General features: G+C 55.0%; 17 protein-coding genes and 2 pseudogenes. 11 read left to right on the top strand and 8 right to left on the bottom strand.

Annotation, left to right across the window (positions count from 1 at the left end; genetic code table 11):
* Positions 1-206: 206 nt before the first annotated feature.
* From ABIE29_RS22485 to ABIE29_RS22475, 3 genes are all read left to right on the top strand, one after another.
* Positions 207-2,504 (top strand): TonB-dependent siderophore receptor, encoded by a 2,298-nt coding sequence (locus tag ABIE29_RS22485; protein ID WP_429621439.1) that lies wholly within the window; start codon positions 207-209, stop codon positions 2,502-2,504.
* Between the two features lie 198 nt (positions 2,505-2,702).
* Positions 2,703-3,251 (top strand): nucleotidyltransferase family protein, encoded by a 549-nt coding sequence (locus ABIE29_RS22480; protein WP_429621456.1) that lies wholly within the window; start codon positions 2,703-2,705, stop codon positions 3,249-3,251.
* A 58-nt stretch (positions 3,252-3,309) separates the two neighbouring features.
* Positions 3,310-3,690: a FlxA-like family protein gene (locus tag ABIE29_RS22475; protein ID WP_429621437.1), complete on the top strand. Its 381-nt coding sequence runs from the start codon at positions 3,310-3,312 to the stop codon at positions 3,688-3,690.
* A 34-nt stretch (positions 3,691-3,724) separates the two neighbouring features.
* Here ABIE29_RS22475 and ABIE29_RS22470 read toward each other — a convergent pair whose 3' ends face one another.
* From ABIE29_RS22470 to zipA, 3 genes are all read right to left on the bottom strand, one after another.
* Positions 3,725-3,940 carry a DUF3820 family protein gene (locus ABIE29_RS22470; RefSeq protein ID WP_429621436.1) on the bottom strand — a complete coding sequence of 72 codons (216 nt, stop codon included), beginning with the start codon at positions 3,938-3,940 and terminating at the stop codon, positions 3,725-3,727.
* Positions 3,940-5,961, bottom strand: coding sequence for an NAD-dependent DNA ligase LigA (gene ligA / locus ABIE29_RS22465; RefSeq protein WP_429621435.1), 2,022 nt, complete (start codon positions 5,959-5,961; stop codon positions 3,940-3,942). Before ligA ends, ABIE29_RS22470 begins: the two co-directional genes overlap by 1 nt.
* A gap of 77 nt (positions 5,962-6,038) precedes the next feature.
* A complete protein-coding gene (gene zipA / locus ABIE29_RS22460) occupies positions 6,039-6,989 on the bottom strand; it encodes a cell division protein ZipA (RefSeq protein WP_429621434.1) in 951 nt (316 codons plus the stop codon).
* 222 nt (positions 6,990-7,211) lie between these two features.
* On the opposite strand from zipA, the gene cysZ reads away from it, so the two are divergent.
* The 5 genes from cysZ to crr all read left to right on the top strand — a co-directional run bounded on the left by cysZ (position 7,212) and on the right by crr (position 12,121).
* Positions 7,212-7,973, top strand: a complete 762-nt coding sequence (cysZ, locus tag ABIE29_RS22455; RefSeq protein ID WP_429621432.1) for a sulfate transporter CysZ — start codon at positions 7,212-7,214, stop codon at positions 7,971-7,973.
* Between the two features lie 187 nt (positions 7,974-8,160).
* Positions 8,161-9,129 carry a cysteine synthase A gene (gene cysK / locus ABIE29_RS22450; RefSeq protein ID WP_429621430.1) on the top strand — a complete coding sequence of 323 codons (969 nt, stop codon included), beginning with the start codon at positions 8,161-8,163 and terminating at the stop codon, positions 9,127-9,129.
* A 401-nt stretch (positions 9,130-9,530) separates the two neighbouring features.
* Positions 9,531-9,788, top strand: a complete 258-nt coding sequence (ptsH, locus tag ABIE29_RS22445; RefSeq protein ID WP_024484477.1) for a phosphocarrier protein Hpr — start codon at positions 9,531-9,533, stop codon at positions 9,786-9,788.
* A gap of 46 nt (positions 9,789-9,834) precedes the next feature.
* Complete coding sequence (gene ptsI / locus ABIE29_RS22440; RefSeq protein ID WP_429621428.1) at positions 9,835-11,562, top strand: phosphoenolpyruvate-protein phosphotransferase PtsI; 1,728 nt, start codon at positions 9,835-9,837, stop codon at positions 11,560-11,562.
* Positions 11,563-11,611: 49 nt separating this feature from the next.
* On the top strand, positions 11,612-12,121 hold the full coding sequence (crr, locus tag ABIE29_RS22435) for a PTS glucose transporter subunit IIA (RefSeq protein ID WP_021178690.1): 510 nt from the start codon (positions 11,612-11,614) through the stop codon (positions 12,119-12,121).
* A gap of 65 nt (positions 12,122-12,186) precedes the next feature.
* On the opposite strand, the gene pgtP is transcribed toward crr, so the two are convergent.
* Both pgtP and ABIE29_RS22425 read right to left on the bottom strand, forming a co-directional pair.
* Positions 12,187-13,569 (bottom strand): phosphoglycerate transporter PgtP, encoded by a 1,383-nt coding sequence (pgtP, locus tag ABIE29_RS22430; RefSeq protein WP_429621426.1) that lies wholly within the window; start codon positions 13,567-13,569, stop codon positions 12,187-12,189.
* Positions 13,570-13,869: 300 nt separating this feature from the next.
* Positions 13,870-14,118: a hypothetical protein gene (locus ABIE29_RS22425; protein ID WP_429621459.1), complete on the bottom strand. Its 249-nt coding sequence runs from the start codon at positions 14,116-14,118 to the stop codon at positions 13,870-13,872.
* On the opposite strand from ABIE29_RS22425, the gene ABIE29_RS22420 reads away from it, so the two are divergent.
* From ABIE29_RS22420 to pgtA, 3 genes are read left to right on the top strand one after another with little or no spacing between them, the layout of a single operon-like run.
* Entirely contained in the window at positions 14,030-15,265 is a 1,236-nt protein-coding gene (locus tag ABIE29_RS22420; protein WP_429621424.1) for an ABC transporter substrate-binding protein, read from the top strand. The genes ABIE29_RS22425 and ABIE29_RS22420 overlap by 89 nt on opposite strands.
* Positions 15,262-17,265 carry a two-component system sensor histidine kinase PgtB gene (pgtB, locus tag ABIE29_RS22415; RefSeq protein WP_429621422.1) on the top strand — a complete coding sequence of 668 codons (2,004 nt, stop codon included), beginning with the start codon at positions 15,262-15,264 and terminating at the stop codon, positions 17,263-17,265. Before ABIE29_RS22420 ends, pgtB begins: the two co-directional genes overlap by 4 nt.
* Positions 17,259-18,503 carry a two-component system response regulator PgtA gene (gene pgtA / locus ABIE29_RS22410; RefSeq protein WP_429621420.1) on the top strand — a complete coding sequence of 415 codons (1,245 nt, stop codon included), beginning with the start codon at positions 17,259-17,261 and terminating at the stop codon, positions 18,501-18,503. Before pgtB ends, pgtA begins: the two co-directional genes overlap by 7 nt.
* Here the strand turns inward: pgtA and ABIE29_RS22405 are convergent.
* From ABIE29_RS22405 to ABIE29_RS22395, 3 genes and pseudogenes are all read right to left on the bottom strand, one after another.
* Positions 18,500-19,504, bottom strand: a pseudogene (locus ABIE29_RS22405) (ATP-binding protein); the annotation flags it as partial. The gene pgtA and the pseudogene ABIE29_RS22405 overlap by 4 nt on opposite strands.
* A 92-nt stretch (positions 19,505-19,596) precedes the next feature.
* A pseudogene (locus tag ABIE29_RS22400) lies at positions 19,597-19,825 on the bottom strand (sensor histidine kinase); the annotation flags it as partial.
* Positions 19,826-19,830: 5 nt separating this feature from the next.
* Positions 19,831-20,511, bottom strand: coding sequence for a response regulator transcription factor (locus tag ABIE29_RS22395; RefSeq protein WP_429621418.1), 681 nt, complete (start codon positions 20,509-20,511; stop codon positions 19,831-19,833).
* Positions 20,512-20,607 lie beyond the last annotated feature (96 nt).

The raw sequence follows: 20,607 nt of genomic DNA, 5'->3' as shown, positions 1-20,607 counted from the left end.
CAATAGTGTATAGAAGCTCGAAATCGAGCGGGCATTCTTCAACAGGGATGGATGCCGAATTATTGAACGGGATCTTGCAGCCAGTCAGCCTGGCCTCAGGGTTTCGTTACTATTTTCGACTACACAATAAAACTACAGCAAACCGTTCCGTTACCGGTTGTCACACAGTGCCGCATCAGGAAGGGTGGTTAGGTAGGAACCTCAAAATGAATCGGAAGTTATCTCGTTATTCTTTAGCCACACTCATTGGGTTAGGGTTAGGCACGTCTGCATTTTCCGTCACAGTCAATGCCGAGCAAACGGCCACCACTTCAGACAGCTCTGCGCTGCCTGAGAAAAGCAAAAAAGAATCCGCCTCTGACGATGTCATTGTCGTCACCGCCGCCAAACAAAATCTTCAAGCTCCCGGCGTTTCCACCATCACTGCCGAAGAAATCAAACGACGCCCTCCCGCTCGTGATATCAATGAGTTGATCCGTACCATGCCGGGGGTCAACCTGACCGGTAACTCCACCAGCGGCCAGCGGGGCAACAACCGCCAACTCGATATTCGTGGCATGGGGCCAGAAAATACCCTGATCCTGATCGACGGCAAACCGGCCAGCAGCCGTAACTCGGTGCGCCAAGGCTGGCGTGGCGAGCGTGATACCCGTGGTGATACCGCCTGGGTGCCACCAGAGATGATCGAGCGTATCGAAGTGCTGCGTGGCCCTGCGGCTGCCCGCTATGGTAACGGCGCGGCAGGTGGCGTGGTCAACATCATCACCAAAAAAGCTGGCCAGGACCTGCACGGTTCACTGAACGGTTATTTCAACGTACCGCAGCATAAGGATGAAGGCGCAACCAAGCGCACCGATTTCAGCCTTTCCGGCCCGTTAAGCGATCGGTTGAGCTTCCGTCTGTTCGGTGGCTACAGCAAAACGCAGGCCGACGCCTGGGATATCAACCAGGGGCATCAGTCCGAACGTACCGGCACCTATGCCAATACTCTGCCTGCCGGTCGTGAAGGGGTGGTCGACAAAAATATCGATGCCTTGCTGAGCTGGGAATTCGCCCACCTGCAGTCCTTGGATTTCCAATATGCCTATGGTCGCCAGGGCAACCTGTACGCCGGGGATACCCAGAACACCAACACCAATGCGCTGGTGCAGAGCAACTACGGTAAAGAAACCAACCGTATGTATCGTGAAACCTATGCGGTCAATTATCGTGGCGCATGGGACAGTGGCGTCAGCACCAACAACTATGTCCAATTCGAGCGCACGCGCAATACCCGTTTGGCCGAAGGACTGGCCGGGGGCACCGAAGGGATCTTCGCCAACGACAGTTTTAACACCACCCGTCTGGACGATTTCCTGGCCCACAGCGAAATCAGCATTCCATTCGATATGTGGGTGCCACAAACCGCCACGCTGGGCACCGAGTGGAATCAACAGAAGATGAAAGATCCTTCTTCAACCACCCAGTCGCTGACCGGCACGAATACGGGGGGAGCGATCCCAGGCACCGATAGCACCAACCGCAGCCCGTATTCCTCCGCAGATATCTTCTCGCTGTTTGCCGAAGATAATATCGAGCTGACCGATACCACGATGCTGACTCCTGGCCTGCGTTACGATCACCACTCCATGGCCGGTAACAACTGGAGCCCGTCGCTTAACCTGTCACAGGAATTGGGCGATCTGTTTACCCTGAAAATGGGCATCGCTCGCGCCTACAAGGCACCTAACCTGTTCCAGAGCAACGGCGACTACATTCTCTACAGCAAAGGCCAGGGCTGTGCCGCCAGCGCAACGGGGACCGGTTGCTATCTGATGGGTAATGACGATCTCAAGGCCGAGAACAGCATCAACAAAGAAATCGGGCTGGAATTCCACCATGAAGGTTGGCTGGCTGGCATCACCTATTTCCGTAACGATTACCGCAACAAGATCGAGGCTGGCTATTCTCCAACGGCCTCTATCTCCAGTAAAACCGATATCTATCGCTGGGAGAACGTGCCTAAAGCGGTGATCCAGGGTCTGGAAGGAACGTTGAACGTACCGGTGAGTGAAAGCATCGCCTGGAACAACAACGCCACCTACATGATTGAGAACGAGAATAAAACTACCGGTGATTACCTGTCGATTATTCCCAAGTTCACCATCAACTCGACCCTGAGCTGGCAAGCCACGCAAGATCTGTCTCTGCAGACCACCGCGACCTGGTATGGTCGTCAAAAGCCGAAGAAATACAACTACCGTGGGGAGCCAACCACTGGGCCGGAAACTCGTGAGGTCAGCCCTTACGCGATCTTTGGCCTGAGCGGCACCTATGCGTTGACTAAAAATATCAGCGTGACGACGGGGATCGACAACATGTTCGACAAACGCCAGTTCCGTTCAGGTAACTCACAAAACGTGGGTAACCCAATCACCGGGGCAGTCAATATCTACGGTGCCGGGGCAGCAACCTTTAACGAACCGGGCAGGACTTACTTTATGAGCCTGAACACCCAGTTCTGATCATGGCCTGGGCCGAACCTCAACCGGCTTGATCTCGGGCGCAGTTCACATGTAGCGCCCCTACAAATCGAGCAGGTGGGTTTGTCAATAGTCTCGCGCGGCGCTTATGCCGCGCTTTTTTTTGCCGTTACTACCATCACGCTGCTGCCTGTTTCGGGTTACAGTAGCAGAAACAAAGGAACATTGATGGCACTCTTGATGGCACTACAGCAACAAATTATTGATTGGTTACACCAAGACAGCGAACGTATGCAGGCACTATGCACCGCTCGGCGGCTCGGGCTGAACGACTGGTGCCTGGGTGCTGGCTTTGTGCGTAATCTGGTGTGGGACCGGTTGCATGGTTTCACCACCAGCACGCCGCTCAACGATATCGATGTGATCCATTTCGATTCGCGCCATAGCGACGCCGAGCGCGACCAGATGCTGGAGTCACGCCTGTTGGAGTGGTCGGCACAACCCTGGTCGGTAAAGAATCAGGCGCGTATGCACCTGCGCAGTCACCGCGCGCCCTATCGCGACAGCGAAGACGCCATCAGTTACTGGACCGAGATAGAAACAGCCATTGGCGCCCGGTTACAGGCTGATGGCAGCATCATTCTCATTGCCCCTTTTGGCCTACAGGCGCTGTTTAACGATACCATTACCTTCAACCCTAAAAGCAACAACTTCGCCGCTTTCGAACGACGCGTGGCGGAAAAACAGTGGCTTGAACGCTGGCCAAGGCTGCAACAAGTGAATACCTAAAGTTTTCCCGTGTATTGTCGATACCGTTATAGCGATATCTGTACATAGGGAGAATACGATGTCTATAGATATTAAGATGAACACCCCCATCACTATTGGTTCAGAAAATATTAGAACGGAAAAAAGCGAAAGCACTGATGATACGGGGCTAGTGACCCCCAAGGACGGCAGCGCGGCTTCACGCATTAAAGCGTTGTATAAACAGATTGAGAATCTGATGAAACAGCTGGAAAAGCTGTCAGAAATGGGACTCAAACCTGAAGAGCTAAAAAAGATGCGGCAGTTGATCATGAACCAGATCAAAATGCTACAAGTCGAGATCGAGCGCATCCGGAAAGAAGAACTGGAAAAGCAGCAGCAAACACAGATAGCCAAAACCATCGTTGGAGATGGCGTCAATAACCCAACAGCAGTCAACACCTTAGATGTGTATATCTAAATCGGACGGGGCAACACACCGTTGCCCCGTCGAATCAGCTTCTCTTTAACGGCTTGATCAGGTGATCCAGCCCTTCAATTTTAATCGCCAATGTCATTTCCATCAGCATTCCCAGTCTACCGTTGGGGAATTCGCCCTTACGGGCGAACCACAGCAGATACTCTTCCGGCAGGTCGATCAGCACCCTGCCCTGGTATTTGCCAAAGGGCATCACGGTGTTGGCGATTTCAATCAGATTCTCTTTTTCCATCAGGCCCCCAACAGGCGGATCATCTCAGCCTCGTCGATCACCTCGATCCCCAGTTCCTGTGCCTTGACCAGCTTGGAGCCGGCTGCCTCACCAGCGATCACCAGATCGGTTTTCTTGGATACGCTGCCGCTGACCTTGGCCCCCAGCGCCGTCAGCCGATCTTTGGCTTCGTCGCGGGAAAGCTGGCTGAGAGAACCGGTCAGCACTACGGTTTTACCGGCAAATGGGCTGTCGATCTCTTCGGCAACAACCACCACTGGCGCTGGCCAGCTGATACCGATTTCCGGGCTGGTCAGCTCGGCGATCACCTGCTGGTTATGCGTTTCGGCAAAGAAGTTCACCACATGGCTGGCCACCACTTCGCCCACGTCCGGTACCTGTTTTAACGCGTCCAGATCGGCCTCTCGCAGCTTCTCCAACGAGCCAAAATGCGCCGCCAGACCAGCTGCCGTGGCCTCCCCTACCTCCCGAATACCCAACGCATACAGGAAGCGTGCAAAGGTGGTCTGTTTGGCGGTGGTCAAGGCATTGACCAGATTCTGTGCCGATTTTGGCCCCATGCGATCCAGCCCGGTGAGAATACCGGCGGAAAGACGGAACAGATCGGCTGGCGTTTTGACATATTCTTTATCGACCAGCTGTTCGATGATTTTATCGCCCATGCCGTCAACGTCCATCGCCCGGCGGGAAACGAAGTGCTTCAGCGCCTCTTTACGCTGGGCACCGCAGATCAGCCCGCCGGTACAGCGCGCAATGGCTTCACCTTCCACCCGCTCCACATCGGAACCGCACACCGGGCAATGTAGTGGGAACACCACTTCACGCGCGTCCTGCGGGCGGCGATCTTCGATCACCCCGACCACTTTCGGGATCACATCCCCGGCGCGGCGCACGATCACCGTATCGCCGATACGCAGACCAAGGCGTTCGATTTCATCGGCGTTATGCAACGTGGCATTGCTAACCATCACCCCGGCCACCAGCACCGGCTCCAGGCGCGCAACTGGCGTGATGGCACCGGTACGCCCGACCTGGAATTCCACTTCACGCACTACGGTGATCTGCTCTTGTGCCGGGAATTTGAACGCCGTGGCCCAACGCGGTGCGCGAGCAACAAAGCCCAGAGATTCTTGCAGATCGATATCGTCGATCTTCACCACCACGCCATCGATATCAAAGCCAAGGTTGATGCGGTCCTGTTCAACCTGACGATAAAACGCCAGCACCTCATCGCTACCGGTGCAAAGCTTGACGCGATCGCTCACCGGCAAGCCCCAGGCTTTGAACTGCATCAGGCGTTGCCAATGGCTGCGTGGCAATTCGCCCCCTTCCAGCAGGCCAACGCCGTAGCAGAAGAAGGTCAGCGGGCGCTTGGCCGTGATACGCGGATCAAGCTGACGCAGCGAGCCCGCCGCCGCGTTACGCGGGTTGGCGAAGATTTTGCCGTCTTTGCGGCGCGCCTCTTCGTTCATCTGCTCAAAACCGGCATGTGGCATAAAGACTTCGCCACGCACTTCCACCCGGCGCGGAATATTGTCGCCGGTCAGGCGCAGCGGGATGGCACGGATAGTGCGCACATTAGAGGTGATATTTTCCCCGGTGGTGCCATCACCACGCGTGGAGGCACGTACCAGCTCACCATCTTCATACAGCAGGCTGACGGCCAACCCGTCCAGTTTCAGCTCACAGCAGAAGGTCAGCGACTCGCTGCTTTTCAGGCGATCCTGCACGCGCTTGTAAAACGCCAGATAGCTCTCTTCATCAAAGACGTTGTCCAATGACAGCATCGGCACTTCATGGCGCACCTGATCAAACGCCGCCAAGGGGGCGGCCCCGACGCGCTGAGTCGGCGAATCGGCGGTGATCAGCTCAGGATGGGCCTCTTCCAGCTCACGCAGCTCACGCATCAGGCGATCGTATTCCGCATCCGGGATCTCCGGCGCATCGAGTACGTGATACTGATATTCGTGATGGCGCAATGAGGTGCGTAGTTGATTGATTGTTTCGTTAATCGATGCCATGGCTCACCATCAAAGATAAAAAACCCCCGGCTGGCGGGGGTTCTGGATTACGGATTATGCAGTGCACAGGCAACCGGTCAGGCGTTGTTTTCCAACACTTCGCGGATGCGTGCTTTATAGGTTTCCAGCTTTTGCGGGGTCATCATGCGGCGTTCATCGTCCAGCACCACGCCACCCACATCGTCGGCAATACGTTGTGCCGATTGCAGCATCAGCTTGAAGTTCTGATTGGCGTCGCCGTAAGACGGCACCATCATAAACATCGATACGCCCGGCGTGGAGAAATCAGACATCATTTCCGGATCGAATGACCCAGGCTTGACCATATTGGCCAGGCTGAACAGCACGGGGCCACTGCCTGCCGGGCTGATATGGCGATGGAAGATCCCCATTTGGCCAAATTGGAAGCCCGCCTGCAGCACGCTCTGTAGCAATACTTCACCACCGATCACGCCGCCTTGATGGGCAGCAACGTGCAGCACCAATACGGTTTCCTGCAGTTTTGCCGGTTTCAACGGTTCCGGCGCTGGCTGCGGTTCACGCATCGGTTCTGCATGCTGGAAAGCAGGCTCTGGCGCAGGTGCCGGAGGCATATCGTCAACGCGCGGTTCACGACGCTCGGCAGGTTGCTGCGGCTCTTCGTCTTCGTCCTGGGCATAGTTATCCAGCAGGATGTCATCGTAATCCGGCCGCTGGGAGAGCGGCGCGGGCTGGGCTGGCCGAGGCGCAGGTTGAGCTGCTGGAGCAGGCTTTGGTGCACTCACCGGCTCTTCGCGTGCGACATCGATATGGCCCATTGATGGCTCATCCTCAACCTCTGCGCGAGTGGCACGAATACGTACCTCTCCCACGCTTTCGGCAGGATCATCAAGTGGAGTAGGTTCACGCTCGTTTTTTGAGCGTTTGGCTGGGCGATCGCGAAAAAGGGACGAGCGTTCCTTACGGCTGGTCCAAAGACCATGTAATAACAACGCTATTATGGCGATCGCGCCAACAACGATTAATATCAGACGCAAATCCTGCATCATTGCTATCTCTGTTGTTCCAAGACATTGCCACCGCGGCAAACATTCACTCTTTAACTCTATTTGCCCGCAGGCACAAGTGCAAGTCCGTGCTGAACTTTATGCCAATAAAGATGATTATTCGGCATTTTTTTGCTGTTTTTTCAGCCAATGTGACTCTAGCCAGTGGAAAATCATACCTATATGATAGGCAGGCCTGTTAAGCCAAAGAGAAAATCTTAAGATATGTCCCATGTACCTCCCCCTGTCGGATCCACCAACGGCTTCCATTATTTTGCCCAAGGATGGCGCCTGATTTCGCGCCCAGGGATCAAACGCTATGTCGTCTTGCCGTTGCTGGTGAACGTGCTGCTGATGGGCTCTGCCTTCTGGTGGCTGTTCAGCCAACTGGGCGACTGGATCCCGAGCATGATGAGCCATGTGCCAAGCTGGCTACAGTGGCTAAGTTATTTACTCTGGCCGATGGCGGTCATTTCCGTGCTGTTGGTGTTCAGTTACCTGTTCAGCACCATCACCAACCTGATCGCCGCCCCGTTTTGCGGGCTGCTGGCGGAACAGCTCGAAGGTAGCCTGACCGGCAAACCGTTGCCAGATACCGGTATGCTCGGTGTGGTCAAAGATCTACCGCGCATCATGTCCCGTGAATGGCGCAAACTGATGTATTACCTGCCGCGCGCGCTGGGCCTGCTGTTGCTCTATTTTATACCTGGCATCGGCCAAACGCTGGCACCGGTGCTGTGGTTCCTGTTCAGCGCCTGGATGCTGGCCATTCAATACTGCGATTATCCGTTTGATAACCACAAGGTCAGCTTCGCCGAGATGCGTCAGGCGTTGCGTCAGCACAAGGCCGATAACCTGCAGTTTGGCGCGTTGGTCAGCCTGTTCACCATGATCCCCATCCTCAATCTGGTGATCCTGCCGGTGGCGGTCTGCGGTGCCACGGCGATGTGGGTCGACCGTTATCGTGCACAATTTGTTCGTCACTAACGGCTTTATTTGAGGGCGCTTCGTGCGCCCATCCTGATTATGCGATTACCCTACAGCTTGAAAGACGACGGGTATAAAACTTATTCTCTAATAACATATCTATATACCAATTCTTTACTTCCCTGCCGAGACCGTTAGCGTATGCTTTCGATGTTCCCTACATTTCATAGCGTTATAAGGACGGGCCATGAGCAAGATTTACCAAGACAACTCATTAACAATCGGCCATACGCCACTGGTTCGTCTGAACCGTATCGGCAACGGACGCATTCTCGCCAAGGTTGAATCTCGCAACCCAAGCTTCAGCGTCAAATGCCGCATCGGTGCCAATATGATTTGGGATGCCGAAAAACGTGGCATTCTGAGCGCAGGCAAAGAGTTGGTGGAGCCAACCAGCGGCAACACCGGTGTCGCCCTGGCGTTTGTCGCTGCGGCGCGGGGTTACAAGCTCACGCTGACCATGCCGGAAACCATGAGCATCGAACGTCGTAAACTGCTCAAGGCGCTGGGGGCCAATCTGGTGCTGACCGAAGGTGCCAAAGGTATGAAAGGCGCGATCGCCAAGGCCGAAGAGATTGTGGCCACCGATCCGAACCGCTACATCCTGCTGCAACAGTTCAGCAACCCGGCCAACCCGGAAATCCACGAACAAACCACCGGCCCGGAAATCTGGGAAGATACCGATGGCGAAGTCGATGTGTTTATCGCGGGCGTCGGCACCGGCGGTACACTGACCGGCGTCAGCCGCTTTATCAAGAACACCAAGGGTAAGGCCATCACCAGCGTTGCGGTTGAACCGACCGATTCACCGGTCATTAGCCAGGCGCTGGCAGGTCAGGAAATCAAACCCGGCCCGCACAAAATTCAGGGTATTGGTGCCGGTTTCATTCCTGGCAACCTGGATCTGAGCCTGGTTGACCGCGTTGAGCAGATCACCAACGACGAAGCCATTAGCATGGCACGCCGCCTGATGGAAGAAGAAGGCATTCTGGCCGGTATTTCTTCCGGTGCCGCCGTGGCGGCCGCCGTCAAACTTGCCGAAGAAGCCGACTTTACCGACAAGACAATTGTGGTTATTCTGCCTTCTTCAGGTGAGCGCTACTTAAGCACCGCTTTGTTTGCCGATCTGTTCACTGAACAGGAACTGCAGCAATAGCGCAAACAGTGCACAAATAGCTAAAAAAGCACCTACTTAGGTGCTTTTTTTGTGGACTGGATCAAAGTTTACACCACTCAACGATTGATTTTCGCCGCTGGCTTTAGTATTTAACCGTTCAATTATTTCGGTGCGCAAAATTAATCACCTTCCTGCCCCTGTTTTAGCTGAATCGATTTACTCATTTGTCGCTCCAGCGAAAAACACGGCATAATAGGAAGCTGATTGAAACAACGCCAGATACTCGGATTTTTTGATCTGAAGTGCTTAAAGCGTCGTTTTATGTTGCATCAACGCTCGCCTCTGTACCATAGTCAGGCGCTAACCAGACAAGCTAAAATCATGCCGTTAGGCTAAACTTTAGCTCCACAACCTTAATCCGATAAGTTGGGGAAACATCAATGTTCCAGCAAGAAGTGACTATCACCGCTCCGAATGGTCTGCACACTCGCCCTGCCGCTCAGTTCGTAAAAGAAGCCAAAGGCTTCACGTCTGACATTACCGTGACTTCCAACGGCAAAAGCGCCAGCGCCAAGAGCCTGTTTAAACTGCAAACTCTGGGTCTGACCCAAGGAACAGTAGTCACCATCGAAGCCGTTGGTGAAGACGAGCAGAAAGCCGTTGAGCACTTGGTAAAACTGATGGCAGAGCTTGAGTAATCAGCCCGTCTTTTTAGTTAACACCAGTCAAGAGTAAGGTAGGGTTATGATTTCAGGCATTTTAGTATCACCGGGTATCGCTTTTGGTAAGGCTCTCTTGCTGAAGGAAGATGAAATTGTCATCAACCGGAAAAAAATCTCTGCAGACCTTGTAGAGCAGGAAATCTCACGTTTTCTGGCGGGCCGCGCCAAAGCGTCTGAACAGTTGGAAGTGATCAAGACCAAGGCAGGCGAGACCTTCGGCGAAGAGAAAGAAGCGATCTTCGAAGGCCACATCATGCTGTTGGAAGACGAAGAACTTGAGCAGGAAATCATAGCCCTCATCAAAGACGATCTGGCGTCTGCCGATGCGGCAGCCTACACCGTGATCGAAGGCCAGGCGAAAGCGCTGGAAGAATTAGACGACGAATACCTGAAAGAGCGCGCGGCGGACGTGCGTGATATCGGTAAGCGTCTGCTGCAAAACATCCTGGGCCTGGCGATTGTCGATCTGACCGCCATTCAGGATGAGGTGATCCTGGTCGCGAAGGACCTGACACCGTCAGAAACCGCACAGTTGAACCTGGACAAAGTGCTGGGCTTCATCACCGATCTGGGTGGCCGTACTTCCCACACCTCAATCATGGCTCGCTCTCTGGAACTGCCCGCTATCGTTGGCACCAGCGACGTGACCACCCAGGTGAAAAACGGCGATTACCTGATCCTGGATGCGGTTAACAACAAGATTTACGTCAACCCGACGGCCGAGGTGATTGAACAGCTGAAAGCGGTTCATACCCAATACGTCACCGAGAAAAACGATCTGGCCAAGCTGAAAGACCTGCCGGCGATCACGCTGGACGGGCATCAGGTTGAAGTCTGTGCCAACATCGGCACCGTGCGCGACGTCGCCGGTGCAGAGCGCAATGGCGCCGAAGGTGTTGGCCTGTATCGTACCGAATTCCTGTTCATGGACCGCGACTCACTGCCCACCGAAGACGAGCAGTTCTCGGCTTACAAGGCCGTTGCGGAAGCCATGGGCTCGCAGGCAGTCATCGTCCGTACCATGGACATCGGCGGCGATAAAGACCTGCCGTACATGAACCTGCCAAAAGAAGAGAACCCGTTCCTGGGCTGGCGCGCGATCCGTATCGCGATGGACCGCCGGGAAATCCTGCACGCTCAGCTGCGCGCCATCCTGCGTGCCTCTGCTTTCGGCAAACTGCGCATCATGTTCCCGATGATCATCTCGGTGGAAGAAGTGCGCGATCTGAAGGGCGAGCTGGAAACGCTGAAAGCACAGCTGCGTGAGGAAGGCAAAGCCTTTGACGAGGCCATTGAAGTAGGCGTGATGGTGGAAACACCGGCCGCGGCAGTGATTGCTCGCCACCTGGCGAAAGAAGTCGACTTCTTTAGTATTGGGACAAACGATTTAACCCAGTATACTCTGGCAGTAGATCGCGGCAACGAGCTGATTTCTCATCTCTATAACCCGATGTCCCCATCAGTGCTTGGCCTGATCAAACAGGTTATTGATGCATCTCACGCAGAAGGCAAGTGGACCGGTATGTGCGGCGAGCTGGCTGGCGATGAGCGTGCTACACTGTTGCTTTTGGGCATGGGGCTGGATGAGTTCAGCATGAGTGCGATTGCAATCCCGCGCATCAAGAAAATTATTCGTAATACCAATTTCGAAGATGTGAAGGCATTGGCAGCGCAGGCCTTGGAACAACCAACGGCACAGGATTTGATGAACTGCGTCAATAAGTTCATCGAAGAAAAAACGCTCTGCTAAAATTCCACGACACTGGAACGCCGCCCAATTTAATGCTTAGGAGAAGATCATGGGTTTGTTCGATAAACTGAAGTCTCTGGTTTCTGATGACAAGAAAGACATGGGCACTATCGAGATCGTCGCTCCCCTTTCTGGCGAAATCGTCAACATTGAAGATGTACCGGACGTCGTATTCGCCGAGAAGATCGTTGGCGATGGCATTGCTATCAAACCTGCTGGCAACAAAATGGTTGCTCCGGTTGACGGCACCATCGGTAAAATTTTCGAAACCAACCATGCGTTCTCTATCGAATCTGATAGCGGCATTGAGCTGTTCGTGCACTTTGGTATCGACACCGTTGAACTGAAAGGCGAAGGCTTCAAACGCATCGCGGAAGAAGGCCAGCGCGTCAAGAAAGGCGATGTGGTTATCGAGTTCAATCTGGCCCTGCTGGAAGAGAAAGCCAAGTCTACCCTGACTCCGGTGGTTATCTCCAACATGGACGAGATCAAAGAGCTGATCAAACTGTCCGGCAGCGTCACCGTTGGCGAGACCCCGATTATCCGCATCAAGAAGTAATCGCGGTTCGATCGTAAAAATGGCGCCTTTATCGGCGCCATTTTTTTATCCAGAACTTCTAAGCCCTACTGCGCGACCAGTGGCTCCGCTTGTAGCTCCTGTTGCTGTCTTTCACGCTCCAAGGCCAATACGCCACGATGTGACAGATAGCAGAACAAGATGCAGCACACCACCCCGCCCATCAGCAGATAAAAGCCCCCATGCCAGCCCATCTGATCGACCATCACGCCAAACAGGCTGGTGCCCAGCGTCGCCCCAAAGATATAGCTCATAAAGCCACGCAGGCCAACGGCAGAGCCGACGGCAAAGCTGGGAACGATCTCCATCGTCTGTACCGAAGCCAGGAACTGTGGCACATAGATCAGGCAACCGACGATCGCGGCAAAGATGGTGACCATCAACAGCGAGTCACTCTTCCAGTAACCAATCAGGCAGATGAAAATCATCACCATGCAGATCATCGCCAGCGGCATACGGCGTCCCTTGAACAGCTTGTCCGACAGCCACCCAGCCAACAGAGTGGAAGGGATCGCCGCCCATTCGAAGAACAGAAACGCGACGCTCATCTGCTCTTTGGTGAAATGCTTTTCGGTCAGCAGGTAGATAGGCAGCCAGCTGATCATGCCAAAGCGCACCATGTAGACAAACACGTCCACCAGCGAGACATACCAGGCATTTTTATTACACAGGACATAGGTACAGAAGATCTGGAAGGCGCTCATATTTTCCGGTGCCTGCTCCTGCGCACCGGTTTTCACCCTGATGGTTTCTTCCGGCATCATTTGTTCCAAGGCCGGCAGACCTTCACTGCGCGGGGATCCTTTACCCAGCCACAGCACAACCAACGCAAACAGCACCGCCACGCCCGCAGGGACGATATAGCTGGCGCTCTGCCAGTGTTCACTGCCCAACACCGCAAAAGCCACGCCGACAATGGGGGCCACCACCCCGCCGCCGATATTATGGGATATATTCCAAAATGCGCCAACGCGGCCTCGCTCACGGCGTGGGAACCAGTTGGCAATGGTAATGAACGAAGGGCCTACACCCATCCCCTGGAACAGGCCGTTAAACACCACCAATGCGGCAAAGACCCAGAAGGCGGTGCTGAACCCCAAACCGACGTTGACGATGGCACACAACACCAGGCCACAGGCCATAAACACCTTGGGATTGGCCTTATCGGCCAGGCTGCTCATCACCCCCTTGCTGATGCCATAGGCAATCAACATGCAACTGCTCAACATGCCGATCTGCGTCGCACTCAGATCCAGATGCTCTTTCAGGTAGGGTGTCGAAAGGGTGAAGTTGTTACGCACGATGTAATAGGCCAGATAGCCCAAAAAGACACTCAGTAACGCCTGCATGCGATAACGCTGGTAGGTTGCCTGCACCTGTTCTGGCGGAACACGCTTCGCCGCCGCGCCAGGTTTTAATAATGAAAACATGTTATTCCCCTGTAAAGGTTTATCTGTACTGACTCGATGCGTCTGCTATTTATTAATAACGCTCGCAGCGGATGGTGTAATTAATCCATTGACAAGACAAGCCCCGTAATATGTGTCAAAACTGACTCAAACCCAGATCAAATAAGCCCAGTTTTGACCCATCAAATAACATTACCGTTATTAACCAAAAGCCAGTTGGCTCATCGGCCCTTGTTAGAGCGCCACAGCACTGCTGTCCGTACGCCCAGCCAGCCCACAAGTGGTGATGTTTTTGAAGACGTTAACAGTATTGAGCGGCTATCAATGGTAATATCCTGACTTCGTCAACGTTATAACCCCGGTTAAATCCCATTGGTTCACGAAAAATATTTTTGTCCCAAATGTTTTGCGGGTTATTTTTATCGTTTTTGCGATTTTATGAATAAGATCACAAACGATGAGGTCCAGGGAGAGTTTTATTATGCGTGCAATGCTCATTTTTACAGCAATGGCCTGCTGGCTGTTATCCACTTCTGCCTGCGCCAAAAGAAATGAGCTGGTGATGGCCACCACCTTTTCACCAGAGGCAACCGCCTACCTCATCAGCCGTTGGCAAGGTCAGCCCCAGTCGGTGGTCATCCGCACGCTGAACCGCACCAGCGCCTCCCTGGAACAACTGCTCGACAGCACCGGCAGTGACAACGTCGATCTGGTGCTGACTTCTTCCCCCATGCTGCTCCAGCATCTGCAACAGCATCAGCGCCTGGCCAACTATGAGAGTGCTCCGGAACAGTCACAGCGACTGGTGCCTGAACCTATCCGCAATACCGCCGTAGCGGTGGCCATTTCGGGCTTTGGCCTGCTGATCAACCGCACCAATCTGGCAGAGAAACGGCTGCCGTTGCCAGACGATTGGGACGATCTGACCGATGCCCGCTACCAGGGTGCCCTGCTGATGAGCAGCCCTTCCCGCTCGGATACCAACCACCTGATGGTGGAGTCGCTGTTGCAACAACGGGGATGGCAATCTGGCTGGCAAACGATGCTATCGGCGGCCGGTAACCTGATCACCATCTCCTCACGCAGCTTTGGCGTGGCGGATAAAGTCAAAAGCGGCCTGGGTTCCGTCGGACCGATTATCGACAACTACGCCAATTTGCTGCTTGACGATCCGCATCTGGCCTTCCATTATTTCCCCCAGGCAGCAGCCTCTCCCACTTATATTGCCGTGACAAACAACAGCCATTATCCCGCTGAGGCCCGGCGCTTTATTCAGTTTCTGCTCAGCCCGCAGGGGCAGCGGGTTCTGGCCGATACCAGCACGGGAAAATACCCGGTGGTTCCACTGCCGGCCAACAGCCCACGCTTCGCACAGCAGCAAAAGCTGTTACAACGGCCACCGCTGAATTACTCCCTGATCCTGCAACGTCAACGCCTGGTACAAAAGCTGTTTGATACAGCCATCAGCTTCCGCCTGTCTCAGCTCAAGGACGCCTGGAAAGCGTTGCATGGCGCAGAGAGCCGCCTCAAGCGGCCCTTGCCGGAGATCCGCGCGTTGTTGACCGCCATTCCCGTCACCCAGGCCCAAAGCGAAGATCCACAGTACCTTAAACTGTTTGCGGCGCGTAGCGAGAGCGAGCAGCAGGTCATGGAATGGCAACTGTTCTTTCAGCAACAGCAGAGAAAAGCCATCAAGGCGCTGGAAGAGTTAAAATGAGCCGTTTATTGCCGCGCTTCTTCAAACGCCTGAGCATCAGCGCCTGCCTGCGGGGAGCGTTTCTTACCGGCGCGTTGCTGACGCTTACCGTCAGCGGGGTCAGCCTGTACTCCTGGCATGAGCAAAGCTCGCAGGTCCGCTATGCGCTGGATGATTACTTTCCGCGCATCCAATCTTCGTTCGTGATCGAAAGCAATCTGAACACGCTGGTCGATCAGCTGAATGAATTTCTGCAGGCCGCCAATACCAACGCCCGCCTACAGTTGAGAAATCAGATCGTCGGTCATTTGGAGCAAATCGAGCAGGCCAGCATGCAGTTGGATAACCCCGAACGTCAGCAAATTCAGGCGACGCTGGCAGAAAGCCGCCAGTTATTGAGCCGATTGGACAACGCGCTGTACAACATGTTTATCGCCGGGGAAAAGGTCAATGAGATCGCCGCGCGCATCAGTTGGCTACATGATGACTTCACCACCGAACTGAATTCGCTGGTGCAGGATTTCAGCTGGCAACAGGGGGCTTTGCTCGATCAGATGGAGACGGGATCTGGCCAGACACTCCCCCGCTTGCAGGCCAGTTTGCGCGAGGTGCAAAGCGAGCAGCAGCAAGTCTATGCCCTCGCACGCATCGAGAACCAGATCGCCGATGCCCTGCGCGATCGCCTCAACGAGCTACAATCCGGTGCTGAAGAGCCCACTTCGGTTGCCGAGCATGTACGTTACCTCGCCTATCTGCAAAAAACGGCGAACGAGAATATGCAGGGGTTGCAGGCTCATCCCAGCACCATCACGCTGCGGCAAACCATCGACGAATTGCTGGAGACCGGCATTGCCGATAACAGTATGCCCGCAGCGATGAAAAACTATCATCAGGCGCAACGGGCACTTACGTTGGCCACTCAAGCCAAGGAGGCCACGCTTGCCCGCTTTCGCACACAGCTGGAATCGCAACTGAGTAACAGCCACCAGCAGATGCAGACCTTTAACCACCGCCTGGAGCAGATCATCCGCGTCAGCGGCAGGCTAATTGTGATCGCCACCCTGCTGGCAATGTTATTGGTATATTTGCTCAATCACTACTTTATCCGTTCCCGCCTGGTCAAGCGTTTTACCCTGCTTAACCAGGTGGTGGTACGCATCGGTCTTGGGGAAACCAACGCGGCGATCCCGGTTTACGGTGGTGATGAGCTGGGCCGCATAGCACGCCTGCTGCGGCGCACCCTGGGCCAGTTGAATCAGCAAAAATCCCGGCTGGAGCAGGAAATCACCGAGCGTAAGGGCATTGAACAGCATTTGCGTGCCACACAGGATGAACTGGTGCAGGCCGCCAAACTGGCCGTGGTTGGACAGACCATGACCACCTTGGCCCATGAGATCAACCAACCGCTCAATGCCCTGTCAATGTACCTGTTTACCGCTCGCCATGCGGTGGAGAAACACCAGCCAGAGGCGGCCACGCTGGCCCTGACCAAAGCCGATGGTCTGATTGGCCGTATGGATGCCATCATCCGCATGCTGCGGCAGTTCACCCGGCGCACTGAGCAGGATAGCCCCTCTCAGCCGGTGAACTTGCGCCAGTCATTGCTTGCCGCCTGGGAGTTGCTGGCTCTACGCCACCAACCGCTGCAAGGAGAACTGCGGCTACCAGCGGGCGATCCATGCGTGCTAGGTGATGAAGTGCGCATTCAGCAGGTGCTGGTCAATCTGATGAGTAACGCGCTGGATGCCTGCCAGGAGCGGCCGCAATTGCAGATAAGCTGGCAACGCCAGGCGTCCGGTTGGCAGATCATGCTGTGGGATAACGGGCCAGGCTGGCCGCTGACGCGGGCCGAATCGTTACTCAAGCCGTTCACCACCAGCAAATCGGTGGGTTTGGGGATTGGCCTGTCCATCTCGCTCTCACTGATGCAGCAAATGGGCGGCAGCCTGCATCTGGCCTCTACGCTGACGCAGAACGCCTGCGTCGTTTTACAGTTTCAACCGGTGGATGAACCATGTTAAGCCAACAAGCGCATATTCTGTTAATCGACGACGATGCCGACGTCCTTGACGCCTATACCATGCTGCTCAACCAGGCAGGCTATCAGGTTCAGGCCTGTAATAACCCGCTTAAGGCGCAGGAAATGCTCGGCGATGAGTGGCCGGGGATCGTTATCAGCGATGTCTGTATGCCTGGCTGTTCCGGGATTGAACTGATGGCGCTACTGCTCGCTCACGATGCCTGTTTGCCGGTGTTGTTGATCACTGGCCATGGCGATGTGCCGATGGCGGTTGAAGCAGTGAAAAAAGGGGCCTGGGACTTCCTGCAAAAACCGGTCAACCCGGCCCAGCTACTCGAACAGGTCGCCACCGCGCTGGCCCAGAGACGTTCTTACATTGCCCGTCGTCGTTGGCAGCAAGAACAGCTGCAGAGCAATCTGATTGGCCGTAGTGAGTGGGTAAAGCAGCTACGGGTGCGTTTGCAGCAGGTGGCCGAAACCGATTTGGCGGTTTACCTGCAAGGGGAGTTAGGGGTTGGCAGGACTTTAGCAGCCCGTTATTTACACCGCATGAGCCATCGCAGCGAACAACCGTTGATCGTGGGTGAATTAACCCCGGGGGGTGAGGCACCGCTAGAACAATGGATTGAGCAGGTAAGCGGCGGGACGCTGATTTTACGCCACCTCGAGCACCTGTCTATCGCCCAGCAGGCGCGGCTGATCCAGCTACAGGGGCAGGATCCACTGCCCTTCCGGCTGATCGGCATTGGGGCTGCACCATTGGTGGAACTGGCCGCCGGGCATACCCTGCTGCCCGATTTTTATTACTGCTTTGCCATGACCCAAATCGCCTGCCTGCCGCTTTCTCTGCGCCCTGACGATATAGAGCCGTTATTCCGCCACTATCTGGAACAGGCCTGCCTGCGCCTTAACCATCCATTGCCTGACCTGCCAGCCGACCTGATTAAGCGCTTGGTAAAAAGGGTATGGCCGAATAACGTGCGCGAGTTGGCCAATGCCGCAGAGCTGTTTGCCGTCGGGGTGATGCCATTGGCAGAGACCGCCAACCCGCTGTTGCACGGATCCGATCCCGTGCCACTGGATCAACGTATCGAAGACTATGAGCGCCAGATCATTACCGAGGCGTTGAACCTGCATCAGGGGCGGATTAATGAGGTATCCGAGTATTTACAGATCCCGCGTAAAAAGCTCTACCTGCGGATGAAAAAGTACGATCTGGACAAGCAGCATTATCGTTAAATTGGCCAGCGCGGTACCCGCAGCGTGATCACCAAACCACCCTGTTCGCCATTGTGTGCCTCAACCTGCCCACCATGGGCCAGCACCACTTTGCGCGTGATCGCCAAACCCAGGCCATAGCCCTTGCCAGACATCGCCGATTTTACCCGGACGAAAGGATCAAAGATGCTGGACAGCTTCGACTCCTCTACACCCGGCCCCTGATCGCTGACCTGGATCTGGAACAACTGGTCGATACGCATCAGCCCCACCATCACCCGCTGGCCATGGCTGGAAAAGCGCAGGGCATTGCGTACAATGTTCTCAACCGCCCGGCGCATCAGTTCGGCATTACCCTTTACGGTGTATTCCTCGTCGGAACTGGCCTGCAACACAATCTCTACCCCGGGGATCTGCGCCTCGTAGCGCGCATCGTTAACCACCGCCTCTACCAGCCCGTAAAGATCGAAATACTCTTCATCATCCGACAGGCCGTTGTTCTCGGTACGTGACAGCGCCAGCAGTTCGCCAATCATCTTGTCCAGCCGCCCGGCTTCGTGCTCGATACGTTGCAACGAGTTCTCCACGTTCTCCGGATTTTGTCGCCCCAGGCCGATGGCTAGCTGCAAGCGGGCCAATGGCGAACGCAACTCATGGGAAACATCATGCAGCAATTGTTCACGGGCGCTGACCAGCACCTCCAGCCGCTCGGCCATGCTGTCAAAGTCACGAGCCACCTCAGAAAGCTCGTCATGCCGCCGCCGCATCGCCGGGAACAACCGCACCGCCAGATCGCCCTGCGCTACCCGTTCAAAACCGGCGCGCAGTTGGCGCATCGGCCGCGTCAGATTCCAGGCCAACATGGCGCTGAACAATAAGCCCCCCACTCCACCGACCCACAGCATCGGCTCCGGAATGTTCAGCAGGCGCCAACGCTTGGCTGGCCGATATTCGGCACGCAGTCCTTCCAGATCGTAGCTCAACAGGTAGCTCTGGTTATCCGCATCTGTTACCCATTCCACCATCATTTTCGCTGGCCGGTTGGTTGGTGGGTTTTGGCCAGGCTCATCATCCGATGGCTTTAAGGCCGCCGTTACGCTTAAGAAACGGCGTTCGGTTTCAGGCCATTTGGCAACCATTGCATTCAGCGCGGGCATCCCACTGCTGCGCAGCACCGAAGCCGCAGAGGTCAGTTGCAGATTAGCGATACGCCAGGTCATGCTGTTTTCCGGAACCTCATGACGATTACCATAAAAGGTAAACGTCACCCACAGCGCCTGGGTCATGATGATAAACGTCAGCCAGAAACCGAGCAGGATTTTCCAGAACAGTCTTCCACGCATCGGCATTACCTGATGCGGTAACCGATACTGCGCACGGTTTCAATGCTCAGTCGGTTATCGGTTAGCACGCCCAGCTTCTGGCGGATATTGCTGATATGCACGTCCACACTGCGATCGTAAGCTTCGCGTGGCCGCCCCAGCCCTTTCTCTGACAGTTCATCCTTCGAAACCACCCGTTCAGGCGAACGCAGCAGTAACTCCAGCAAATTGAACTCTGAGGCGGTGAGATCGAACGCCTTACCCTGCCACGCACTGCTGCGGGTGGATGGGTTGAGCGTCAATTCGTTAAAGCTCAGGACAGAAACTTTATCCACCGCTTCCGGCTGCTCTTCAAACCGGCGCAACACCGCGCGCAGGCGTGCCACCAGTTCGCGTGGGTAACAAGGTTTGGGTACATAGTCATCGGCACCCATTTCCAGCCCGATCACCCGGTCGATATTGTCACCCTTGGCCGTCAGCATGATGATTGGCAAGCGGCTCTTTTTGCGAACCTCGCGCAGTACGTCGATACCGCTCATGTCCGGCAGCATGATGTCGAGGATCATCGCGATATACTCGCCAGAAAGCGCCCCCTCCACCCCGGCCTTGCCGGTCAGCACCAGAGATGCGTTGAATCCTTCAGCCGTCAGGTATTCGCTCAGCATGGTGCCAAGTTCCAGATCGTCATCGACCAATAAAATTTTCATGCCCACTCCTTCGCTGATTTGCCACCATTTTCGCGTCTATTGCCCCGCTACGCAGCCGGTTTTACCTAATCCTTACACATTGACATTCTCCCGGCA

This window comes from Serratia sp. 2723, assembly GCF_050434425.1.
Lineage (GTDB): Bacteria > Pseudomonadota > Gammaproteobacteria > Enterobacterales > Enterobacteriaceae > Chania.
This window is presented reverse-complemented; position numbering and strand designations above follow the sequence as displayed.

Coding starts and splice junctions, on each gene's coding strand:
- ABIE29_RS22485 (WP_429621439.1), top strand. CDS start 207: ATGAATCGGAAGTTATCTCGTTATTCTTTAGCCACACTCATTGGGTTA.
- ABIE29_RS22480 (WP_429621456.1), top strand. CDS start 2,703: ATGGCACTACAGCAACAAATTATTGATTGGTTACACCAAGACAGCGAA.
- ABIE29_RS22475 (WP_429621437.1), top strand. CDS start 3,310: ATGTCTATAGATATTAAGATGAACACCCCCATCACTATTGGTTCAGAA.
- ABIE29_RS22470 (WP_429621436.1), bottom strand. CDS start 3,940: ATGGAAAAAGAGAATCTGATTGAAATCGCCAACACCGTGATGCCCTTT.
- ligA (WP_429621435.1), bottom strand. CDS start 5,961: ATGGCATCGATTAACGAAACAATCAATCAACTACGCACCTCATTGCGC.
- zipA (WP_429621434.1), bottom strand. CDS start 6,989: ATGATGCAGGATTTGCGTCTGATATTAATCGTTGTTGGCGCGATCGCC.
- cysZ (WP_429621432.1), top strand. CDS start 7,212: ATGTCCCATGTACCTCCCCCTGTCGGATCCACCAACGGCTTCCATTAT.
- cysK (WP_429621430.1), top strand. CDS start 8,161: ATGAGCAAGATTTACCAAGACAACTCATTAACAATCGGCCATACGCCA.
- ptsH (WP_024484477.1), top strand. CDS start 9,531: ATGTTCCAGCAAGAAGTGACTATCACCGCTCCGAATGGTCTGCACACT.
- ptsI (WP_429621428.1), top strand. CDS start 9,835: ATGATTTCAGGCATTTTAGTATCACCGGGTATCGCTTTTGGTAAGGCT.
- crr (WP_021178690.1), top strand. CDS start 11,612: ATGGGTTTGTTCGATAAACTGAAGTCTCTGGTTTCTGATGACAAGAAA.
- pgtP (WP_429621426.1), bottom strand. CDS start 13,569: ATGTTTTCATTATTAAAACCTGGCGCGGCGGCGAAGCGTGTTCCGCCA.
- ABIE29_RS22420 (WP_429621424.1), top strand. CDS start 14,030: ATGCGTGCAATGCTCATTTTTACAGCAATGGCCTGCTGGCTGTTATCC.
- pgtB (WP_429621422.1), top strand. CDS start 15,262: ATGAGCCGTTTATTGCCGCGCTTCTTCAAACGCCTGAGCATCAGCGCC.
- pgtA (WP_429621420.1), top strand. CDS start 17,259: ATGTTAAGCCAACAAGCGCATATTCTGTTAATCGACGACGATGCCGAC.
- ABIE29_RS22395 (WP_429621418.1), bottom strand. CDS start 20,511: ATGAAAATTTTATTGGTCGATGACGATCTGGAACTTGGCACCATGCTG.